Consider the following 19,986-nt stretch of genomic DNA (forward strand, 5'->3'; position numbering starts at 1 on the left):
TATTATTATAGTGAAAGCTCCTTCGCTAACTTACGTCAAACGCACACTGCTCGGTATATTAACCAACCTGTCGGCAATCCATTCACTATTGCTTAAATCGCCCCGCTCTGCTTTTTCAAACATTGGTAAGTGGTGCATCAGTTCCCATATGGGCCGGCTCATCACGCCATTGCTGTTCATATATGCTAAGAAATCTTCCCGCTCTTGTTTGTTTTCCAACAATACAGTGTTCAACCAATAATTTGCAGTTGCTTCGGGCAATTCCTTACAATATTTAATGTCCAACGCGTTAAATTTACGATGATAAATAGCGGCCAGTTCCCGTTTGTTTGTCACAAAAGTATTTAGCTGTTCAAGCTGTGCACATGCTAAGGCAGCGTTAAGATTTGGCATCCTATAGTTATACCCTATCTCATCATGAACAAAAGCCCAGGCATGAGGCACTTTGGCTTGGGTGGTTAAATGTTTTGCTCTTTTTGCTAAAGCTTGGTCATCAGTAACAAGTGCACCGCCACCACCGCTTGTTACTGTTTTATTGCCGTTGAAACTAAATGTACCTATTTTCCCAAACACACCCATGTGACGACCTTTATAATAGCTTCCGAGCGATTCGGCGGCATCTTCAATAAGCGTAATGTTCCACTTGTCACAAATCGCGCTTATTTCATCAATGCGGCATGGCAGGCCAAAGGTATGCATGGGCACACAGGCTTTAATACGGCGCCTAGTTATTTTATTGTAAGTGAAGCCGTCCGGTCTTAGCTCTGCATTGTTCTCCAGATATTTTTCTACAGCACTTGGCGACAGTCCTAATGAATCGGCGTCCACATCCAAAAAAAGCGGGTATGCACCAATATAGCTAATTGCATTACAGGTTGCTATGAACGTCAAGCTTTGTGATATTACTTCATCCCCTCTTTCTACATTAGCAAGCACCAAAGCCAGATGTAATGCATTTGTGCCGTTTACAGTAGCTATGGCGAAGGAGGCTCCTGTAATTCGGCACATCATTTGTTCAAAAAGATCAACATACGCGCCGACCGAAGACACAAAAGTAGAGTCAATGGTGTCAATTACATATTTGCGCTCATTACCGATAAACACAGGTGCATGCAGCGGGATAAAGCCAAGATCAGGAAACTGTGACTTTATAAAATCAGCAATATCTTTAAATAATTGTGACATCTTAAATATTGTAAATATCGGCTTTATAACGGCTTAAGTTAGAAGCATCGCTAAACCATTTAATAGTTTCTGCTAATCCTTGTTCGAGCGTGTAAGAAGGTTTCCAGTTTGTGTTCTCCTGTAGTTTTTGGTTTGAACCATATAGCCTGAATACTTCCGATTTCTCCGGTCGCAATCGTTGGGTATCTGTTAAAATTCTCGCATGAGGATTTAGCTGATTAATCAATTCCTGGGCCAAATCTCCTATTGAAATTTCTGATTGAGTCGCAATATTACAATCATGTCCGATCAATGAATCAGATTTGGCTATTTCAGCAAATCCTCTTACTGTGTCTTTAACAAACAAAAGGTCGCGCGTGGGTATGGTCTCACCAAGCTTTACTTCCAGGGTTCCGTTTAAAAGCTGTGTAATAATTGTAGGAATAACGGCTCTTGCCGATTGGCGTGGTCCATAAGTATTAAAAGGCCTTACAATAGTTAACGGCAAATTAAAACTTCTGTAAAAGGACTCGGCAATACAATCTGCGCCAATTTTTGAGGCTGAATAAGGTGATTGCGGCTGCCGTGGATGACTTTCATCAATCGGAATATATTGTGCAGTACCGTAAACTTCCGATGTCGAAGTAACCAATATCCTTTGTATTCCTAAATCTCTGGCTGCTTGTACAATATTCAGCGTCCCCTTTACATTGGTATCAATATATGAATCTGGCGAATGATAACTAAATGGGATGGCAATCAACGCTGCCAAATGAAAAATTATATCGGTACCCTTTACCGCTTCGCGTACGCCGTTAGGGTCGCGTATATCGCCGGCAAATATCTCGACATTTGCCAATACATTTTTTGGCAGGCTATCCAGCCAACCCCAACTGTTGAATGAATTATAATATACAAAAGCCTTTACCCTACATCCCTCTTCTATCAGATTTTCAACTAAATGGCTGCCAATAAAGCCGTCTGCGCCTGTAATTAAAACGCTTTTCTCTCGTAAATCCATCAATTTTCTAATATTTCCCCAAAAAGTCTTTTAAAAATCAAAAATAACAACGTCACCGCCCCCCCCAAAAAACCGCCAACTATAATCCCGATAGCTTTTCCTGTTTTCTTTTTCTCCAATGGTAAAATAGGCTTATCAATTACTTGTATCAATGGAGTTTCTTTTCGTAAGGTCACCTTCGATATCTCCAGGTTTGCAACCAATTGGGTTAAAATCGCCTGGTCAGCTTGTACGTCTACTTGTCGACGCTGCGAAGGTACTCTTAAAATTTGCAATGCAGGGTTTGGGTTTGGGTTTACATCGACGGACGAAGCTACCCCCAAGATAGCTGAATTTAATTCACGTCTAACAGAGTCTGTTTGCCGCTGAAGTACATTAACGTTTTGAGCTGATCTTTTTGTTTTCGTTGCTATATAAAAATCCGATACTGTTTTCATTAATACTTCAGTAAAGCATTTGGAAAACAACTCATTTTTAGACGTAACTTTTACCCTTAAAATACTCAGCTTTTTATCAACCTTATCCACCACCAGGTTATCTTTTATTATACCTCTAAAAAAAACTCCCAACAGGCTGTCCTGCTGCAACGAAAATCTTGTTCGATCTGCATTGACCGGATACTTAACATTTTTTAATAGCGGTTTATTTTTCCAGTCGTTACGAAGATCATTGAATGATATATACAATTCGGCCAGGGTTTGTGGTTTTCCGCTTGCCGGCACCTGCGTCAATAAAGATGTCTCTACCATTGAACGAGACTTTAGCAGCTCCATTAGATTGTCTCCCGCGAAAGCCCCCCCCCCTCCGCCGCCTAAGTCTATTCCAAATTGACTGGCCAAGCCTAAAGCCGATCCTAAACCTCCTCCCGACGACTTATCGTCTTCCAGCGCAAAAGTTAATTCAGCCTTATAGACAGGCTTGGTCAAAAGCGCATAGACCAAGCCAAAGGCCCCACCCACAATGCCTGCTACCAAAATAATCTTCCATTTCGACAGTAAGTATCTTTTCCATGCCACGAGCCTTAAAAGTACCTGCTTGAGGGGTATTTTGTCGGAGCTATCTTTCCCGGTTTGCACCATTAGACAAGTATTTTTGATTCAACGTTATTTATGTAAACTCAAAATCCCCAGTATGATGGCGCCCAGTGATGCCAAACCTGTCGTAAAGGTCAATATCGTTTGAGCGGTATTGTTAGGAGTATCAGGCTTTTTAGGCACATAAATTTCGCTCCCGGGCTTTACATCAGGGTGGACGTTAAAAAACACGAACTTCCTTGTTCCCTTAACAGTTCCGTTTGGATAAACGATGTATGCGCCGCGTTTCAGGGCCTTTGGCGAGTAGCCCCCCGCGTTCAAAACATAATCCCTAAATGATTTACTACTGGTATAAACAATCGCGCTCGGATATAGTACTTCTCCGTTTACCCTAACGGTTTGTTGTTGCTTGGGGACGCGTATTACATCGGCATTCTCTAATATTAAATCCTCGCTGCCGCCCGGTTTCTTCAATATCTTTTTCAAGTCTATACCCACATAGTTATTGCGCAATTGTACAGTATCTTGTGGTTTTGGTGTCACGCCGTAATCACTTTGCAAACGTTGTAAGTTCAGCTTACGTTCTCGATTTATTTCTACGGTGTCTATTTTGTTCTTATCAACCCCGAGTACAGCTGCATTGTCGCGTTTCAAACTGCTTCCTTCTACGTCCGCAGACTGTGTCAGCCCCCCAGCGCGGGCAATTACATCCGATATCTTTTCATTCTTTTTTTGAATTGTATAGTAACCTGGATACAAAACCTCACCTTCCACCTTAACAGTTTTCTGAACTTCGTAACCAGGCAGACTGTAAACCGATACTATATCGTACGGCTTTAAAGTAAAATTAGTATTTTGGTCTGCAAGGCTTTGGTCCACGTCAACAGTAAACACCTGCGCAATTTTGCTATTCAGTTGCCTTGGGTCACTGTCGAACACACGGCGTGAAACCTCTATGCGCTTTACACTTGCCCCTTCTGTAAACCCACCAGCCTTAATAATTACGTCGGCTACTTTCATGCTGTCAGCAAACGGGAAGTCGCCAGGGTTCCGAACCTCGCCCTTGATAGTAACGGTATAAGGATTGCGCAAATCAAATACGGATGCCACAAAAACGCTGTCTTCGCGCTGTAATATTATATCAGAACTGGGGTTATTGTAAATATCTTTTATATTAAAGGATAATTGTTGAGTAGTGTTGTCCGGGTTGAGCCTGATAATACTGCCCCGACTGTTAAAAGCATCTTCCTTTAATCCACCGGCGTTCTTAATCAGTTTTGATAATGTAAGGCCTTTCTGTAATTCATATTCTCCAGGTCTGAAAACCGCTCCTTGTATCTGCACACGGTTTTCATAGCGCTCCAGTATTTTTTCAACTGTAAACTTATCGCCACGCAAGGGTGTATAGTTTTTATAGTCATTCTCGAATACGTCGGTTATTTTGCGCTGGTTATCGCTAACCTGGTCAACCTTTATACGGGCGGTATAGGCTTCGTCAGTAAAGCCGCCTGCAAAATCAAGTACGTCCTGCAATGTTTCACCAGGCAGGGTTTCAAATAGGGCAGGAATTTTTACTTCGCCCTTTAGTTCAACCCTAATCTGGTACGTAGGGACACGTATCACATCCTGATCTTGCAGTGTTATATCGTCTTTACGGCTGCCCTTCACTAAAAAGTCGTACAGGTCAACATGCCTGATGATACGATTATTCCTTATTACTTCAATCTTCCTGAATGAACCAACGTCATTGGGGCCACCGGCTGCATAAAGTGCATTAAAAACCGACGCTAATGATGGCAAAGTATAGGTTCCCGGCTTCATTAGCTGCCCCTGTACAATCACCTTAATGCTCCTGATATTACCAATGCTCACGTTTACATTAGTGCCATCGCCGATGGCATAATTATTTGCTGCTAATTTTGCTTTAATCGCAGCCGTAGCTGCTTCAATAGTCTTGCCTGCTACACTCAGCACGCCCACCTCAGGTATGTTTATTTTGCCTTCGGGTGTAACATTCAGTGTCCAGTCTACAGAAGAATTCCCGTAAACATTTATATCTATTTCATCATCAGGGCCTATAATGTAATTAACCGGCGTGGCTATTTTCAGATCGGGTATAAAAGAATTAGCTTTTGCATTCCTGAAAAGGTCTGCGCCAAATATCTTTGGTTTAAGGTCGATAAAAAGATCAGCGAATTTTGTTGTATCAACGTTATTCGCCGATGTATCGCTATAATTCCGCCTTTGCAGATTGTGATTATTCCGCGTGGTATCGTTAAGCGATTTTTTACCATTATTAAGCTTATTTTTTGCCCGTATCGCCAGTATCCTGGTCTGTAACTTCTGAACCTGTACGCCCGACATACCCCTTGCCTGGGCCTGCTGTAAAATCTGGTCGTCTGTTAAACCCTGCTTTTGTGCCGATTGTACGAGCTGTGTTATTTGTGCGTCCGTAAGATCATCGACATTTATACTCGCTATATTTTGAGGAATTGTCTGTGCCGATGCCGGTATTGCAAGCGAAAGGCAAAAGAAAACAGAGAAGAAAAACAGGCAGAGTTTAAGTTTATTCATTATTTTATAATAATCCCAGCTAGACGTTTCTTATAAAACTGCGATATCGGTTTTCAAAATCGTTGCAATATTAAGCAAATTTAATTATTTGCCACATAATCATCGCGAGGCCCACCAGGCAAGCCATTCGTTAACGCCTGATTATGGGGTTAATACAATTTAGTTTTTTTATTGTTTTATTTTCAGATTATTTATAAAATGGGCTTAGGACTCCGCTTGTTTATTCAAAAAATCCTGGTACGCAAGTCTGATTCCCTCAGGCAGTTCAATTGTATGTCTCCACCCCTTGTTGTGGAGTTTAGTTACGTCCATTAATTTCCGTGGCGTGCCATCGGGCTTATTAACATCAAATTTTATTTCCCCGGCATATCCTATAATGTCCTTGATCAAAAAAGCCAGGTCCTTGATTGAAAGATCTTCGCCGGTGCCGATGTTTACCAAGCCTTCTTCATCATAGTGCTGCATCAGGTAATAACAAGCCTCTGCCAGATCATCGGCAAATAAAAACTCCCGCTTTGGTGAACCTGTGCCCCAAATGGTTACGTCAGGCAATCCTTGTTCCTTCGCTTCATGGAAACGGCGTATCAAGGCAGGTAAAACGTGTGAATTCTGCGGATGATAATTATCGTTATAACCATACAGATTTGTAGGCATAACAGATATAAAATTGCATCCATATTGTGCCCTGTAGGCATCGCACATTTTTATCCCCGCGATCTTTGCAATCGCATAAGGCTCGTTGGTCGGTTCTAATAAACCTGTTAGTAAGTATTCCTCCTTTAACGGTTGCGGCGCAAGTTTCGGATAGATACAACTCGAGCCCAAAAACATCAATTTTTTTACGCCGTTGAGGTAGGAGCTATGGATGACGTTATTCTGAATCTGCAGGTTATCATATAGAAAGTCTGCACGGTAAGTATTGTTGGCTACAATCCCGCCAACCTTTGCCGCAGCTAAAAAAACATAATCTGGTTGTTCTGTTTCGAAAAAATCTGCTACCTGCTGCTGGTTGCGCAGGTCGAGCTCATCCGATGTGCGGGTAACAAAGTTTGTAAAACCTTCCCTTTTAAGTTTGCGATGGATGGCCGAACCAACCATACCACGGTGACCAGCTATATATATCTTGTTATTTTTATCCATTGAGCTTATTCAAATTGATTTTTTATGCTGTAACCCGATTCTTTCAGCAGCCTTTCCCTTTTGAAAAGTTCAACATCGGCCGCCACCATTTCTTTTACCAGCGCTTGCAGATCATATTTCGGTTGCCATTTTAGTTTTGTATTGGCCTTGGTTGGGTCGCCGATCAAAAGATCAACCTCCGTTGGGCGAAAATATTTTGCATCAACCGCAACTACCTCTTTTCCTTTTTCCATCTGAAAATCTTCGTTTGAACAGCTGACCACGAAACCCTTTTCATACGCGCCGCTGCCTTTAAATTCTATCTCAATGCCAACTTCTGCAAAAGCTAATCTTACAAATTCACGCACCGGCGTAGTAACACCGGTAGCAATAACAAAATCCTCAGGTGTTTCCTGCTGCAGAATAAGATACATAGCCTCAACGTAGTCCTTAGCATGGCCCCAGTCACGCCGTGCATCCAGATTGCCAAGATACAACTTATCCTGCAAGCCCATGGCGATTTTCGCGGTAGCACGGGTTATCTTGCGGGTAACAAAGGTTTCGCCACGCAGCGGACTTTCGTGGTTAAACAAAATGCCGTTACAGGCAAACATTCCATATGCCTCGCGATAGTTCACCGTAATCCAATAAGCATACATCTTGGCCACCGCATATGGCGAACGCGGATAAAACGGTGTAGTTTCTGATTGCGGAACTGCCTGAACCAAACCATAAAGTTCTGAAGTGGAGGCCTGGTATATTTTTGTTTTATCAGTGAGACCAAGTATTCGTATCGCTTCAAGTAAGCGCAGGGTACCAATGCCGTCAGCGTTGGCGGTATATTCCGGCGTATCAAAGCTAACCTTTACATGCGACATGGCGCCAAGATTATAGATTTCATCAGGCTGAACCTGTTGTATGATACGTATCAGATTTGTTGAGTCACTCAAGTCACCATAGTGCAGGATCATGTTCACGTTCTCATCATGCGGATCCTGGTATAAATGGTCTATCCTGTCTGTATTAAAAAGAGAACTCCTTCTTTTTATGCCATGTACTTCGTATCCTTTTGAAAGTAATAGTTCAGCAAGGTATGCACCGTCCTGTCCTGTAATCCCTGTTATAATCGCTTTTTTTTTCACAAACTCATCAATTAATATAAACTACGTTTTCGCAGTTTATGGCAAAGAATAGAAATTTTCCTGTTTGCCAGTTAAGGGGGGCTAATCTCCGAAAATTATATCTAATGCCGAAAAAATATCTTGTTTAAAGAATTACAAATGTTAACATGTCCCGTATTATTAAGTACCAGCGGCAAACAGTTTACTATTTTAATAGCTACTATTTAATCAAAGTAACAAAGTTCATGGCTCATTTTTAAGCCTGTCCCATTGTTCCGCCGAAATTCATTGGGAACGCCGGTGGGTCCGGCTGCACTTTTATCCTTCCATTTGCCGTCTCAAATTTATCGATATTATCTTCCAATGCCGATAAAAGCCGCTTTGCATGTTCCGGCGTAAGCACAACCCGAGATTTAACTTTTGCTTTTGGAACACCAGGCATTACACGGATAAAGTCGATCACAAACTCCGAACTTGAGTGCGTTATTATGGCGAGATTTGAATATACTCCTTCTGCTATTTCTTCCGACAGCTCGATGTTGAGCTGATTATCGTTTTGTTCTTCCATCATGTAAAAATAACAAAGCCTTCCATTTCGAGGAAGGCTTTGTTGATTTATTTGTCAAAACAGGGCTTATGCCTCTATTTCTTCTGCTTTCGAAGCCATCAGGCGGTCGAATTCTTCCTGGGAACCTACGCGGATATTTTCGTATTCGCGCAAACCGGTTCCTGACGGAATCAAGTGACCAACGATAACATTCTCTTTAAGGCCCAGCATATGATCCTTCTTACCGGCTATGGCTGCTTCGTTCAGTACTTTGGTAGTTTCCTGGAACGATGCTGCCGAGATGAACGATTTTGTACCCAATGAAGCCCTTGTAATACCTTGCAGCAGCGGGCTCGAAGTGGCAGCGATAGCATCTCTGACTTCAACAAGCTTTAAGTCGCGGCGTTTCAGCATCGAGTTCTCATCGCGCAGCTTCCGCAGCGAAACAATTTGGCCGGCTTTCATCGTGGTTGAATCACCCGGGTCTGTAACTACTTTCTTATCAAAAATCTCATCGTTTTCGAGCATGAAATCCCAACTGTCAACAGCTTCCCTTTCAAGGAAACGGGTATCGCCCGCATCCTCTATCTGTACTTTCTGCATCATCTGGTGCACAATCACTTCAAAGTGCTTATCGTTAATCTTCACACCCTGTAAGCGGTAAACTTCCTGTATACCGTTAACCAGGTATTCCTGCACGGCAGCAGGGCCTTTAATGGCCAGTATATCAGCAGGAGATATCGAACCGTCAGACAATGGCATACCAGCTTTCACAAAGTCGTTATCCTGTACAAGGATGTGTTTAGAAAGCGGAACCAGGTATTTCTTGATCTGGCCATCTTTCGACTCAATAGTGATTTCGCGGTTACCACGTTTAACACCTCCTAACGTTACCACACCGTCAATTTCGGTTACTACCGCAGGGTTCGATGGGTTACGTGCTTCAAACAATTCGGTTACACGTGGTAAACCACCTGTAATATCCCGCGTTTTACCGGTTGAACGAGGGATTTTGGCAATAACCTGCCCGGTCTGCAGTTTTTCACCTTCGTCAACAGCAATGTGCGCACCCACCGGAATATTGTATCCTTTAATTATACTACCGGATTTGTCAGTTATCTGGATAACAGGGTTTTTAGTCTTGTCCCTGGTATCGATAATAACTTTTTCGCGGTGGCCGGTTTGTTCGTCTGATTCTTCACGGAAAGTTATACCTTCCAATACAGCCTCAAACTTGGCGATACCTGCAAATTCTGATATAATTACGGCGTTGTATGGGTCCCACGAACAGATGCGGTCTCCTTTGGTTATTTTGCTGCCATCTTTTACATACAGGTAAGCACCGTACGGAATGTTGTTGGTAACAATAACCTTATTTGAACCTGGTTCAACAATGCGGAATTCACCTGAACGGCCAAGCACCACATCAACTGCGCCTTCTTCAGCGGTATTAAATTCTACCGTACGAACGTTTTCAAATTCAATGATACCATCAAACTTAGCGTTGATCTGCGATTCAGCAGCGATGTTCGATGCGGTACCACCCACGTGGAATGTACGAAGTGTTAACTGTGTACCAGGCTCACCGATTGATTGTGCTGCAATTACCCCTACAGCCTCCCCTTTTTGCACGCGTTTGCCGCTTGCAAGGTTACGGCCATAGCACAATGCGCACACACCGCGTTTGCTTTCGCAAGTTAATACAGAACGGATCTCGATACCTTCAAGCGGTGAGTTCTCTATGTTCTTGGCAATTTCTTCGGTAATATCATGGCCGGCAGCCACCAACAGTTCGTTGGTAATAGGGTCAAGTACATCATGTAGCGCAGTACGGCCCAATATACGATCGTACAGTGGTTCAACAATGTCCTCGTTATCTTTAAGGGCGGTAGTATATATACCTCTTAATGTGCCACAATCAACCTCACCAACAATCATGTCCTGAGCAACGTCATGTAAACGACGGGTCAGGTAACCGGCATCAGCTGTTTTTAACGCCGTATCCGCTAAACCTTTACGAGCACCGTGGGTAGAGATGAAGTACTCCAATACTGACAAACCTTCCTTGAAGTTCGAAAGGATCGGGTTCTCAATGATCTCGCCACCGGAGCCTGATTTCTGCGGCTTAGCCATCAAACCACGCATACCTGCCAGCTGACGGATCTGCTCTTTTGATCCACGGGCGCCAGAGTCAAGCATCATATAAACAGAGTTAAAGCCCTGGTTATCTGTCGACAGGATCTCCATCACATTCGCAGTTAAGCGATTGTTGATACGGGTCCAGATGTCGATGATCTGGTTATAACGCTCGTTATTGGTAATAAAGCCCATGTTGTAGTTATTCATTACCTCCTCAACCTGTTTCGAGGCTGTGTCGATAAGGGTAACTTTTTCAGCAGGGATATTGATATCTTTCAGGTTGAATGATAACCCACCGCGGAAAGCCATCTGGAAACCTAATTCCTTGATATCGTCAAGGAACTGTGCTGCGCGGGCCATACCGGTAATTTTCACTACCTCGCCAATAATGTCACGCAATGATTTCTTGGTAAGCAGTTCATTAATGTAACCAACCTCTTCAGGCACGTGCTGGTTAAACAACACACGGCCTACAGTGGTGTCAATAATTTTGGTTACAATTTTGCCATCGCGCTCTTTTACTCTTGTTTTTACTTTGATGAAGGCATGCAGGTCGAGCTTTTTCTCGTTATAAGCAATAATAACTTCTTCTGCAGAGTAGAAGGTTAAACCTTCACCTTTCACAACGCGGCTTGCATCAGTTTTACGGCCCTTGGTTATGTAGTACAAACCAAGCACCATGTCCTGCGAAGGTACTGTGATTGGTGTACCGTTAGCAGGGTTCAAAATGTTATGCGATGCCAGCATCAATACCTGGGCTTCCAAAATCGCTGCGTTACCGAGCGGAACGTGCACAGCCATCTGGTCACCGTCAAAGTCGGCGTTGAACGCGGTACAGGTTAAAGGGTGCAGCTGGATAGCTTTACCTTCAACCAGTTTAGGTTGAAAAGCCTGAATACCCAACCTGTGCAGCGTAGGCGCACGGTTTAGCAATACAGGGTGGCCTTTCAGTACGTTTTCCAATATATCCCAAACCAATGGGTCTTTGCGGTCAACTATTTTCTTTGCAGATTTTACTGTTTTTACGACACCGCGCTCAATCATTTTGCGGATGATAAACGGTTTAAACAGCTCGGCAGCCATATCCTTTGGCAAACCGCACTCGTGCAGCTTAAGGTTAGGGCCAACCACAATTACCGAACGAGCAGAGTAGTCAACACGTTTACCTAACAGGTTCTGACGGAAACGGCCTTGTTTGCCCTTCAGGATGTCTGAAAGCGATTTCAAAGCACGGTTACCTTCAGTTTTAACCGCGTTTACTTTACGTGAGTTATCGAACAACGAATCCACAGCTTCCTGCAGCATACGTTTTTCATTACGCAATATAACTTCCGGCGCTTTGATCTCGATCAAACGTTTTAAACGGTTGTTACGGATAATTACGCGACGGTATAAGTCATTTAAGTCTGACGTTGCAAAACGGCCGCCTTCCAAAGGCACCAAGGGACGCAATTCAGGCGGAATTACCGGAACGATCTTAACGATCATCCACTCAGGGTTGTTTTCAATCCGGCCTTTTGCCTCACGGAAAGCCTCAACAACCTGCAGGCGTTTTAACGCCTCGTTTTTACGTTGCTGTGAGGTTTCGTTAGCAGCCTGATGACGTAAGCTAAATGAAAGCTCGTCAAGGTCAAGGCGTTTTAACAACTCTTCCAATGCCTCGGCCCCCATTTTAGCCACAAACTTCTGTGGGTCTTTATCGTCAAGATATTGGTTTTCTTTTGGAAGGGTGTCCAATACGTCAAGGTATTCCTCTTCTGTCAGGAAATCCATTTTGTTGATTCCGTCAGCTTCTTTAATACCCGGCTGAATAACTACGTAACGCTCGTAGTAAATAATCAGGTCAAGACGTTTGGTTGGCAAGCCCAGCAAGTAACCGATTTTATTCGGCAACGAGCGGAAATACCAGATATGCGCAACTGGCACCACCAGGTTGATGTGGCCCATACGCTCACGACGTACTTTTTTCTCGGTTACTTCAACACCGCAACGGTCACAAACAATACCCTTGTAACGGATACGCTTATATTTACCGCAGTGGCACTCGTAATCCTTAACCGGACCGAAAATACGCTCGCAGAATAAACCATCACGCTCAGGCTTATAAGTCCTGTAGTTGATAGTTTCAGGTTTTAAAACTTCACCGCTCGAACGCTCCAGGATAGATTCAGGCGAAGCTAAGCTGATGGTAATGGTGGTGAAGTTACTCTTGATTTTATTATCCTTTTTGTAAGACATAGTCTCCTTGATTTTTGTTGTTGAAAAGTTGTAAGGTTGAAACGTTGTAAGGCTGGAATGTCAAAAAACCTTTCAACATTCCAACTTTTCAACATTACAACAATTACTCTAACGTAATATCCAAGCCTAAGCCGCGTAACTCATGAACCAATACGTTGAATGATTCAGGAACCGATGGCGTTGGCAGGTTTTCGCCTTTAACAATGGCTTCGTATGTTTTGGCACGGCCAATAACGTCGTCAGACTTAACGGTCAATATTTCCTGCAGGATGTTCGATGCACCGAATGCTTCCAGTGCCCAAACCTCCATCTCACCAAAACGCTGACCACCAAACTGGGCTTTACCACCCAATGGCTGCTGCGTAATCAATGAGTATGGTCCTATCGAACGTGCGTGCATCTTATCGTCAACCATGTGGCCCAGTTTCAGCATGTAGATGATACCTACAGTTGTTTGCTGGTCAAAACGATCGCCAGTTAAGCCGTTGTACAGGTAAGTACGTCCCGACTCCGGTAAGCCGGCTTTTTTCACCCATTCTTCCACCTCGTCATGGCTTGCACCATCGAAGATTGGAGTAGCGAATTTAACGCCCAGTTCTTTACCAGCCCATCCTAATACAGTTTCGTAAATCTGGCCCAGGTTCATACGGGATGGTACGCCCAGCGGGTTCAATACGATATCAACCGGTGTTCCATCTTCCAGGAACGGCATGTCCTCATCACGAACGATACGTGCAACGATACCCTTGTTACCATGACGGCCGGCCATTTTATCACCTACTTTAAGCTTACGCTTTTTAGCAATGTAAACTTTAGCCATTTGCACGATACCCGATGGCAGCTCGTCCCCTACGCTGATCGCGAATTTATCGCGGCGATAAGCCCCTAACTCTTCATTTAACTTGATGTTATAGTTATGAAGAAGGATCTTTATCAACTCGTTCTTATCGTCATCGGTAGTCCACTTAGTTGGGTTAATGTTTTCATAATTTAACTCAACCAATATTTTCTGAGTGAATTTAACGCCTTTTGGCACCAGTAATTCTTTGTAAACATTGTAAACACCCTGGGATGTTTTGCCATTTACAATCTCAAACAACTTATCGATCAACGTATTTTTAAGCTCTTTAACCGCTTTTTCGTGTTTGGTATCCAGTTTCTCCAACTGTGCCTTTTCTTCGGCTTTCGAAGTTTTCTTGGCGCGGCTGAACAATTTTGTATCGATAACCACACCTGCAATTGACGGCGGAGTTTTCAAAGAAGCGTCTTTTACATCCCCAGCTTTGTCGCCAAATATTGCACGCAAAAGTTTCTCTTCCGGCGAAGGGTCGGATTCACCTTTCGGAGTAATCTTACCAATCAGGATGTCGCCTTCCTTAACCTCAGCACCGACACGGATAATACCGTCTTCGTCAAGGTCTTTCGTAGCTTCTTCCGATACGTTAGGTATATCTGGTGTCAGTTCTTCTTCGCCGCGTTTAGTATCACGAACTTCAAGTTCGAACTCTTCAACGTGAAGCGAGGTGAATATATCCTGCGATACTACACGCTCTGATATTACAATCGCATCCTCGAAGTTGTAACCTTGCCAAGGCATGAATGCAACCTTAAGGTTACGGCCCAGGGCCAGCTCGCCGTCCTGTGTAGCGTAGCCTTCACAAAGCACCTGTCCTTTTTCAACCCTTTGGCCTTTTTTAACAATCGGCTTCAGGTTCATGGTAGTGCTCTGGTTGGTTTTCTTAAACTTGGTTAAGCGATAGCTCTTGCTGTCGCCATCAAAAGATACCAGGCGATCAGTTTCATCGCGGTCGTATTTTATACGGATTTCGTTTGCGTCAACGTACTCAACCACACCATCGCCTTCGGCATTGATAAGCGTACGTGAGTCTTTTGCAACACGGCCTTCCAAACCTGTACCTACAATCGGCGCCTCAGGGCGTAAAAGCGGCACGGCCTGGCGCTGCATGTTCGAACCCATCAGCGCACGGTTAGCATCATCATGTTCAAGGAACGGAATCAGCGAGGCCGCGATTGATGTGATCTGGTTCGGAGCAATATCCATTAAGTCAAGTCTTTCAGGCTCTATGATCGGGAAGTCACCTTCGAAACGAGCTTTCACTCTCGGAGTAGCAAACTCTCCCTTATCGTCGTATACAGCATTTGCCTGGCCAATTGTTTTACCGTCTTCATCTTCCGCAGAAAGGTAGATCACCGGCTCGTCAACCTGTACTTTACCGTCAACCACACGCTTATACGGAGTTTCGATAAAGCCAAGATTGTTGATCTTAGCGTGAACGCAAAGCGATGAAATCAGACCGATATTTGGTCCTTCAGGCGTTTCGATAGTACACAAACGACCGTAGTGGGTGTAGTGTACGTCACGAACCTCGAAACCGGCACGTTCGCGGCTCAGACCACCAGGGCCAAGGGCTGACAGACGACGTTTGTGCGTAATCTCTGCCAGTGGATTGGTTTGGTCCATGAACTGTGAAAGCTGGTTGGTACCGAAGAACGAGTTGATAACCGACGACAGCGTGCGCGCATTGATCAGGTCAGTTGGAGTGAACACCTCATTATCACGAATGTTCATACGTTCGCGGATGGTACGTGCCATACGCGCCAAACCTACACCAAACTGGGCATACAGCTGCTCGCCTACAGTACGCACACGACGGTTTGACAAGTGATCGATATCATCCACCTCAGCTTTTGAGTTGATTAATTTGATCAGGTACTTAACAATCGCAATGATGTCCTGCTTGGTTAACACTTTGGTTTCCTCGCTGGTAGTAAGCTTCAACTTACGGTTGATGCGGTAACGGCCTACATCGCCCAGGTCATATCTCTTATCAGAAAAGAACAAACGGTCGATGATACCACGTGCAGTTTCCTCATCAGGTGGTTCGGCGTTACGTAACTGACGGTAGATGTGCTCAACCGCCTCTTTCTCTGAGTTTGAAGTATCCTTTTGTAAGGTATTATATATAATGGTATAATCACCGCTGGTGGCGGCATCTTCCTTGTTCAGAATGATGGTCTTTACACCGGCATCAATGATCATATCGATATGATCATCTTCCAGCACGGTTTCACGCTCCAGGATTATTTCGTTACGGTCGATAGAAACAACTTCGCCGGTATCCTCGTCTACAAAGTCTTCAACCCATTTCTTAAGAACCCTTGCAGCCAGCTTGCGGCCAATAAATTTCTTTAAGCCTGATTTGCTTACTTTCACCTCGTCGGCCAATTCGAACAACTCTAATATATCTTTATCAGAGTCGTAGCCAATTGCACGCAATAAGGTAGTAACCGGGAATTTTTTCTTACGGTCGATGTACGCATACATCACGTTGTTAACGTCTGTAGCAAACTCTATCCAAGAGCCTTTGAAAGGTATTACACGGGCCGAGTAAAGCTTGGTACCATTGGTGTGACGGCTCTGGCCAAAAAACACACCAGGCGAACGGTGCAGCTGCGATACAATCACACGCTCAGCGCCGTTTATAACAAATGTACCTTTCGGTGTCATGTAGGGAATAGTCCCCAGGTACACGTCCTGTACAATAGTTTCAAAATCTTCATGCTCTTCATCATTACATGAAAGGCGAAGCTTGGCTTTTAAAGGCACACTGTAAGTTAATCCACGCTCAATACATTCCTGTATATCATAACGCGGTGGATCAATAAAGTAGTCAAGAAACTCTAATACAAAGATGTTTCTTGAATCGGAGATAGGAAAGTTTTCAGCAAACACTTTAAACAACCCTTCTTTATAGCGGTTGTCTGAGGTAGTTTCCAATTGAAAAAATTCCTGGAAAGATTGCAACTGTACATCAAGAAAATCGGGATAATCCAATACCTTTCTGCTGGTCGCAAAATTTACTCTTTGATTATTTTGGTTTGCCAAGGGAATAAAATTTTAGTTTATTAATAAACTGTGCAGATGTTTTTTGGTAGATGTTGATATCCAGATTATTACCAAAAATCACTAAAAAGTAATAACTGAACTATATAAACAGCAATAGACCCCGACCAAAAAGGTCGGAGTCTGATGCCATATTATTATGGGTTACCTTATTTAACCTCAACTACTGCTCCGGCTTCTTCCAGTTGTTTTTTCAAAGATTCAGCTTCTTCTTTAGTTACGCCGGTTTTAACTTCTTTAGGTGCACCGTCAACTAAATCTTTAGCTTCTTTCAGGCCAAGGCCTGTTAAGTCTTTTACTAATTTAACAACTGCTAATTTAGCGCCGCCTGCTTCTTTCAGGATCACGTCAAATGCAGTTTGTACTGCAGCTTCTGCAGGAGCGTCATCGCCACCACCAGCAGCAGGAGCAGCAACAGCAACAGCTGCAGCAGCAGGCTCAATGCCATACTCGTCTTTTAAGATCTGAGCTAATTCGTTAACTTCTTTTACTGTTAAGTTTACTAACTGTTCAGCAAATGCTTTTAAATCCGCCATTTTATTTTAAATTTTTACTTTTAATACTTTTTGTTTATTTAATATCCGTGCTTTACCAAGGTGCCGGATTAACCTCTTTCCTGTAATGTTTTTACAACGCCTGCAAGAATGTTTCCGCCTGATTGCAGGGCAGATACAACGTTCTTGGCTGGTGATTGCAACAAGCCGATGATTTCGCCGATCAATTGTTCCTTCGATTTCAATGCAATCAAAGTGTCAATCTGGTTATCACCAATAAATATTGCAGAGTCAATGTAAGCTGCTTTTAAAACTGGCTTATCACCTTTTTTCCTTAACTGTTTTATCAGCTTTGCCGGAGCAGTTGCCGATTTTGAGAACAGGATTGATGATGAACCCTTTAATACGCCGTACATCGATGTAAAATCGCCGCCAGTAGCTTCCATAGCTTTTTGTATCAAGCTATTTTTTGCTACCTTCATCTCAATGTCGCTTTCGAAACATTTACGACGGATGTCATTTACTTTTGCAACTGTCAGATTAGACGTATCAGTAATATAAAAATTACCATACTCCTTCATCTGTTCAGTAAGGGCGATTACTAATTCGTGTTTTTCTTCTTTAGTCATGATTTAGATCCCCGCTACTGTTTTAGTTTCAACTTCAATTCCGGGCGACATGGTTGAAGAGACATGGATGCTCTTAAAATATGTTCCTTTTGCTGCTGACGGCTTTAATTTTGAAATGGTTTGCAATACTTCCAAAGCATTTTCATAAATTTTATCAGCAGGGAAAGATACTTTTCCTATTGAGGCGTGAATGATACCGGTTTTGTCAACCTTGAAGTCGATCTTACCACCTTTAACTTCTGTTACAGCTTTACCAACTTCGGTAGTTACCGTACCAGATTTAGGGTTAGGCATCAGGTTACGCGGGCCTAAAATACGACCCAAACGACCTACCTTGGCCATAACGCTAGGCATAGTGATAATAATATCAACATCAGTCCATCCGCCTTCAATTTTGGCAATATAATCGTCCAAACCTACGTAATCCGCACCTGCATCTTTAGCTTCTTGTTCCTTATCAGGAGTACAAAGCACCAACACACGTACAGTTTTACCGGTTCCATGAGGTAAGGTTGCAATACCGCGCACCATTTGATTGGCTTTACGAGGATCGACACCTAAACGAACATCAATATCAACAGATGAATCAAACTTGGTAGTAGTAATATCTTTTACCAAAGCTGCTGCATCCTGTAAAGAATACGCTTTATTTGCCTCAATTTTGGAGAGTGCCACTTTTTGATTTTTTGTTAATCTAGCCACTGTCTTAAACTGATTTGTATAAGTTAATTAATTTATGATTAGAGATTAGAGAATATCGATCAGAGATTAGTTAATCCGAAACCGAACATCTGAAATCCAAAATCAATTTAGTTCCAGGGAGCCGTACCTGATACGGTGATTCCCATACTGCGAGCCGTTCCGGCTACCATTTTCATGGCTGATTCTACTGTGAATGCATTCAAATCAGTCATTTTATCCTTGGCTATTGCCTCAACCTGGTCCCAGTTCACACTGCCAACTTTTTTACGGTTAGGTTCTGCCGAGCCACTCTTTAAACCGGTTGCTTCCAGTAACTGGATTGCAACAGGCGGAGTTTTGATGATAAAATCAAATGACTTGTCAACATAAACAGTAATAACTACCGGCAGCACTTTACCAGGTTTATCCTGGGTACGTGCATTGAACTGCTTGCAAAACTCCATGATATTCACACCTTTTGCACCCAATGCAGGGCCAATTGGAGGTGATGGATTTGCAGCGCCGCCCTTTACCTGCAGCTTAACCATCGCACCGACTTCTTTTGCCATTTTTACTTGTTTAAATTATAACTCAATGTTAGTAAGTGGAAGCTAAGTAACATTTAAGCTCGTGATGATTTTGGATTTCGGAAGTTCCTTTTCGGATTTATTTCCTTATCACAAAATCGCATATTTTAAATTCTAATTCCGAAATCGAACTTCCGACTTCCGAAATCAAAAACTATTCTTTTTCAACCTGCATGTAATTCAATTCAAGCGGCGTACGGCGCCCGAATATCTTTACCATTACCTTCAGTTTCTTTTTCTCTTCGTTGATCTCTTCTATCACACCGCTAAACCCATTGAAAGGCCCGTCCATAACTTTAACACCTTCGCCTACATAGTATGGCACGTTCATGGTTTCACCCTGGCTGCTCATTTCGTCGACCTTGCCCAAAATGCGGTTAACTTCGCCCTGGCGAAGCGGGATGGCATTACCGGCCTTATCGCCTAAAAAGCCAATAACACTGTTTATGTTCTTGATGATGTGCTCAATTTCGGCATCAAGCTGTGCTTCTATTAACACATAACCCGGATAAAAATTACGTTCTTTCGCAATCTTTTTTCCGTCACGCATCTGGTAATACTTCTCCATAGGAATCAATACCTGCGGAACGAGATGCGAAATGCCCAGACGGTTAATTTCGGCATCAATATATTGTTTTACCTTTTTCTCTTTGCCGCTTATAGCCCTAACCACATACCATTTTAACTGATCACTCATTACTGTAAAAATTAAA

The 19,986-nt window shown here is 43.2% G+C and carries 14 protein-coding genes; all 14 read right to left on the reverse strand.

The annotated features are described in order from the left end of the window. Positions 1-30: 30 nt before the first annotated feature. Complete coding sequence (locus Q3W13_RS10710; protein WP_302863632.1) at positions 31-1,185, reverse strand: LegC family aminotransferase; 1,155 nt, start codon at positions 1,183-1,185, stop codon at positions 31-33. Between the two features lies 1 nt (position 1,186). Next, entirely contained in the window at positions 1,187-2,185 is a 999-nt protein-coding gene (locus Q3W13_RS10715) for an NAD-dependent 4,6-dehydratase LegB (protein WP_302863634.1), read from the reverse strand. Next, positions 2,185-3,264, reverse strand: a complete 1,080-nt coding sequence (locus tag Q3W13_RS10720; protein WP_302863636.1) for a lipopolysaccharide biosynthesis protein — start codon at positions 3,262-3,264, stop codon at positions 2,185-2,187. Before Q3W13_RS10720 ends, Q3W13_RS10715 begins: the two co-directional genes overlap by 1 nt. 24 nt (positions 3,265-3,288) lie before the next feature. Further along, a complete protein-coding gene (locus tag Q3W13_RS10725) occupies positions 3,289-5,793 on the reverse strand; it encodes an SLBB domain-containing protein (protein WP_302863638.1) in 2,505 nt (834 codons plus the stop codon). Between the two features lie 204 nt (positions 5,794-5,997). Beyond that, positions 5,998-6,933: a GDP-L-fucose synthase gene (locus Q3W13_RS10730; protein ID WP_302863640.1), complete on the reverse strand. Its 936-nt coding sequence runs from the start codon at positions 6,931-6,933 to the stop codon at positions 5,998-6,000. A gap of 5 nt (positions 6,934-6,938) precedes the next feature. Further along, complete coding sequence (gene gmd / locus Q3W13_RS10735) at positions 6,939-8,054, reverse strand: GDP-mannose 4,6-dehydratase (RefSeq protein ID WP_302863642.1); 1,116 nt, start codon at positions 8,052-8,054, stop codon at positions 6,939-6,941. A gap of 235 nt (positions 8,055-8,289) precedes the next feature. After that, positions 8,290-8,601 (reverse strand): DUF3467 domain-containing protein, encoded by a 312-nt coding sequence (locus Q3W13_RS10740; protein WP_302863928.1) that lies wholly within the window; start codon positions 8,599-8,601, stop codon positions 8,290-8,292. 66 nt (positions 8,602-8,667) lie between these two features. After that, entirely contained in the window at positions 8,668-12,957 is a 4,290-nt protein-coding gene (gene rpoC / locus Q3W13_RS10745) for a DNA-directed RNA polymerase subunit beta' (protein WP_302863643.1), read from the reverse strand. A gap of 103 nt (positions 12,958-13,060) precedes the next feature. Next, positions 13,061-16,864 (reverse strand): DNA-directed RNA polymerase subunit beta, encoded by a 3,804-nt coding sequence (gene rpoB / locus Q3W13_RS10750; protein ID WP_302863646.1) that lies wholly within the window; start codon positions 16,862-16,864, stop codon positions 13,061-13,063. Positions 16,865-17,031: 167 nt separating this feature from the next. Beyond that, positions 17,032-17,418, reverse strand: coding sequence for a 50S ribosomal protein L7/L12 (rplL, locus tag Q3W13_RS10755; RefSeq protein WP_096353755.1), 387 nt, complete (start codon positions 17,416-17,418; stop codon positions 17,032-17,034). 68 nt (positions 17,419-17,486) lie between these two features. Next, the gene (gene rplJ, locus Q3W13_RS10760; RefSeq protein ID WP_302863650.1) at positions 17,487-18,005 is read right to left on the reverse strand and encodes a 50S ribosomal protein L10; all 519 of its coding nucleotides are present in this window, start codon (positions 18,003-18,005) and stop codon (positions 17,487-17,489) included. A gap of 3 nt (positions 18,006-18,008) precedes the next feature. Further along, positions 18,009-18,707 (reverse strand): 50S ribosomal protein L1, encoded by a 699-nt coding sequence (gene rplA, locus Q3W13_RS10765; protein WP_302863653.1) that lies wholly within the window; start codon positions 18,705-18,707, stop codon positions 18,009-18,011. A 107-nt stretch (positions 18,708-18,814) separates the two neighbouring features. Continuing rightward, on the reverse strand, positions 18,815-19,255 hold the full coding sequence (gene rplK / locus Q3W13_RS10770; RefSeq protein ID WP_302863655.1) for a 50S ribosomal protein L11: 441 nt from the start codon (positions 19,253-19,255) through the stop codon (positions 18,815-18,817). 172 nt (positions 19,256-19,427) lie between these two features. Continuing rightward, entirely contained in the window at positions 19,428-19,970 is a 543-nt protein-coding gene (gene nusG / locus Q3W13_RS10775) for a transcription termination/antitermination protein NusG (protein ID WP_302863657.1), read from the reverse strand. Positions 19,971-19,986 lie beyond the last annotated feature (16 nt).

The organism is Mucilaginibacter sp. L3T2-6 (genome assembly GCF_030519355.1).
GTDB lineage: Bacteria > Bacteroidota > Bacteroidia > Sphingobacteriales > Sphingobacteriaceae > Mucilaginibacter.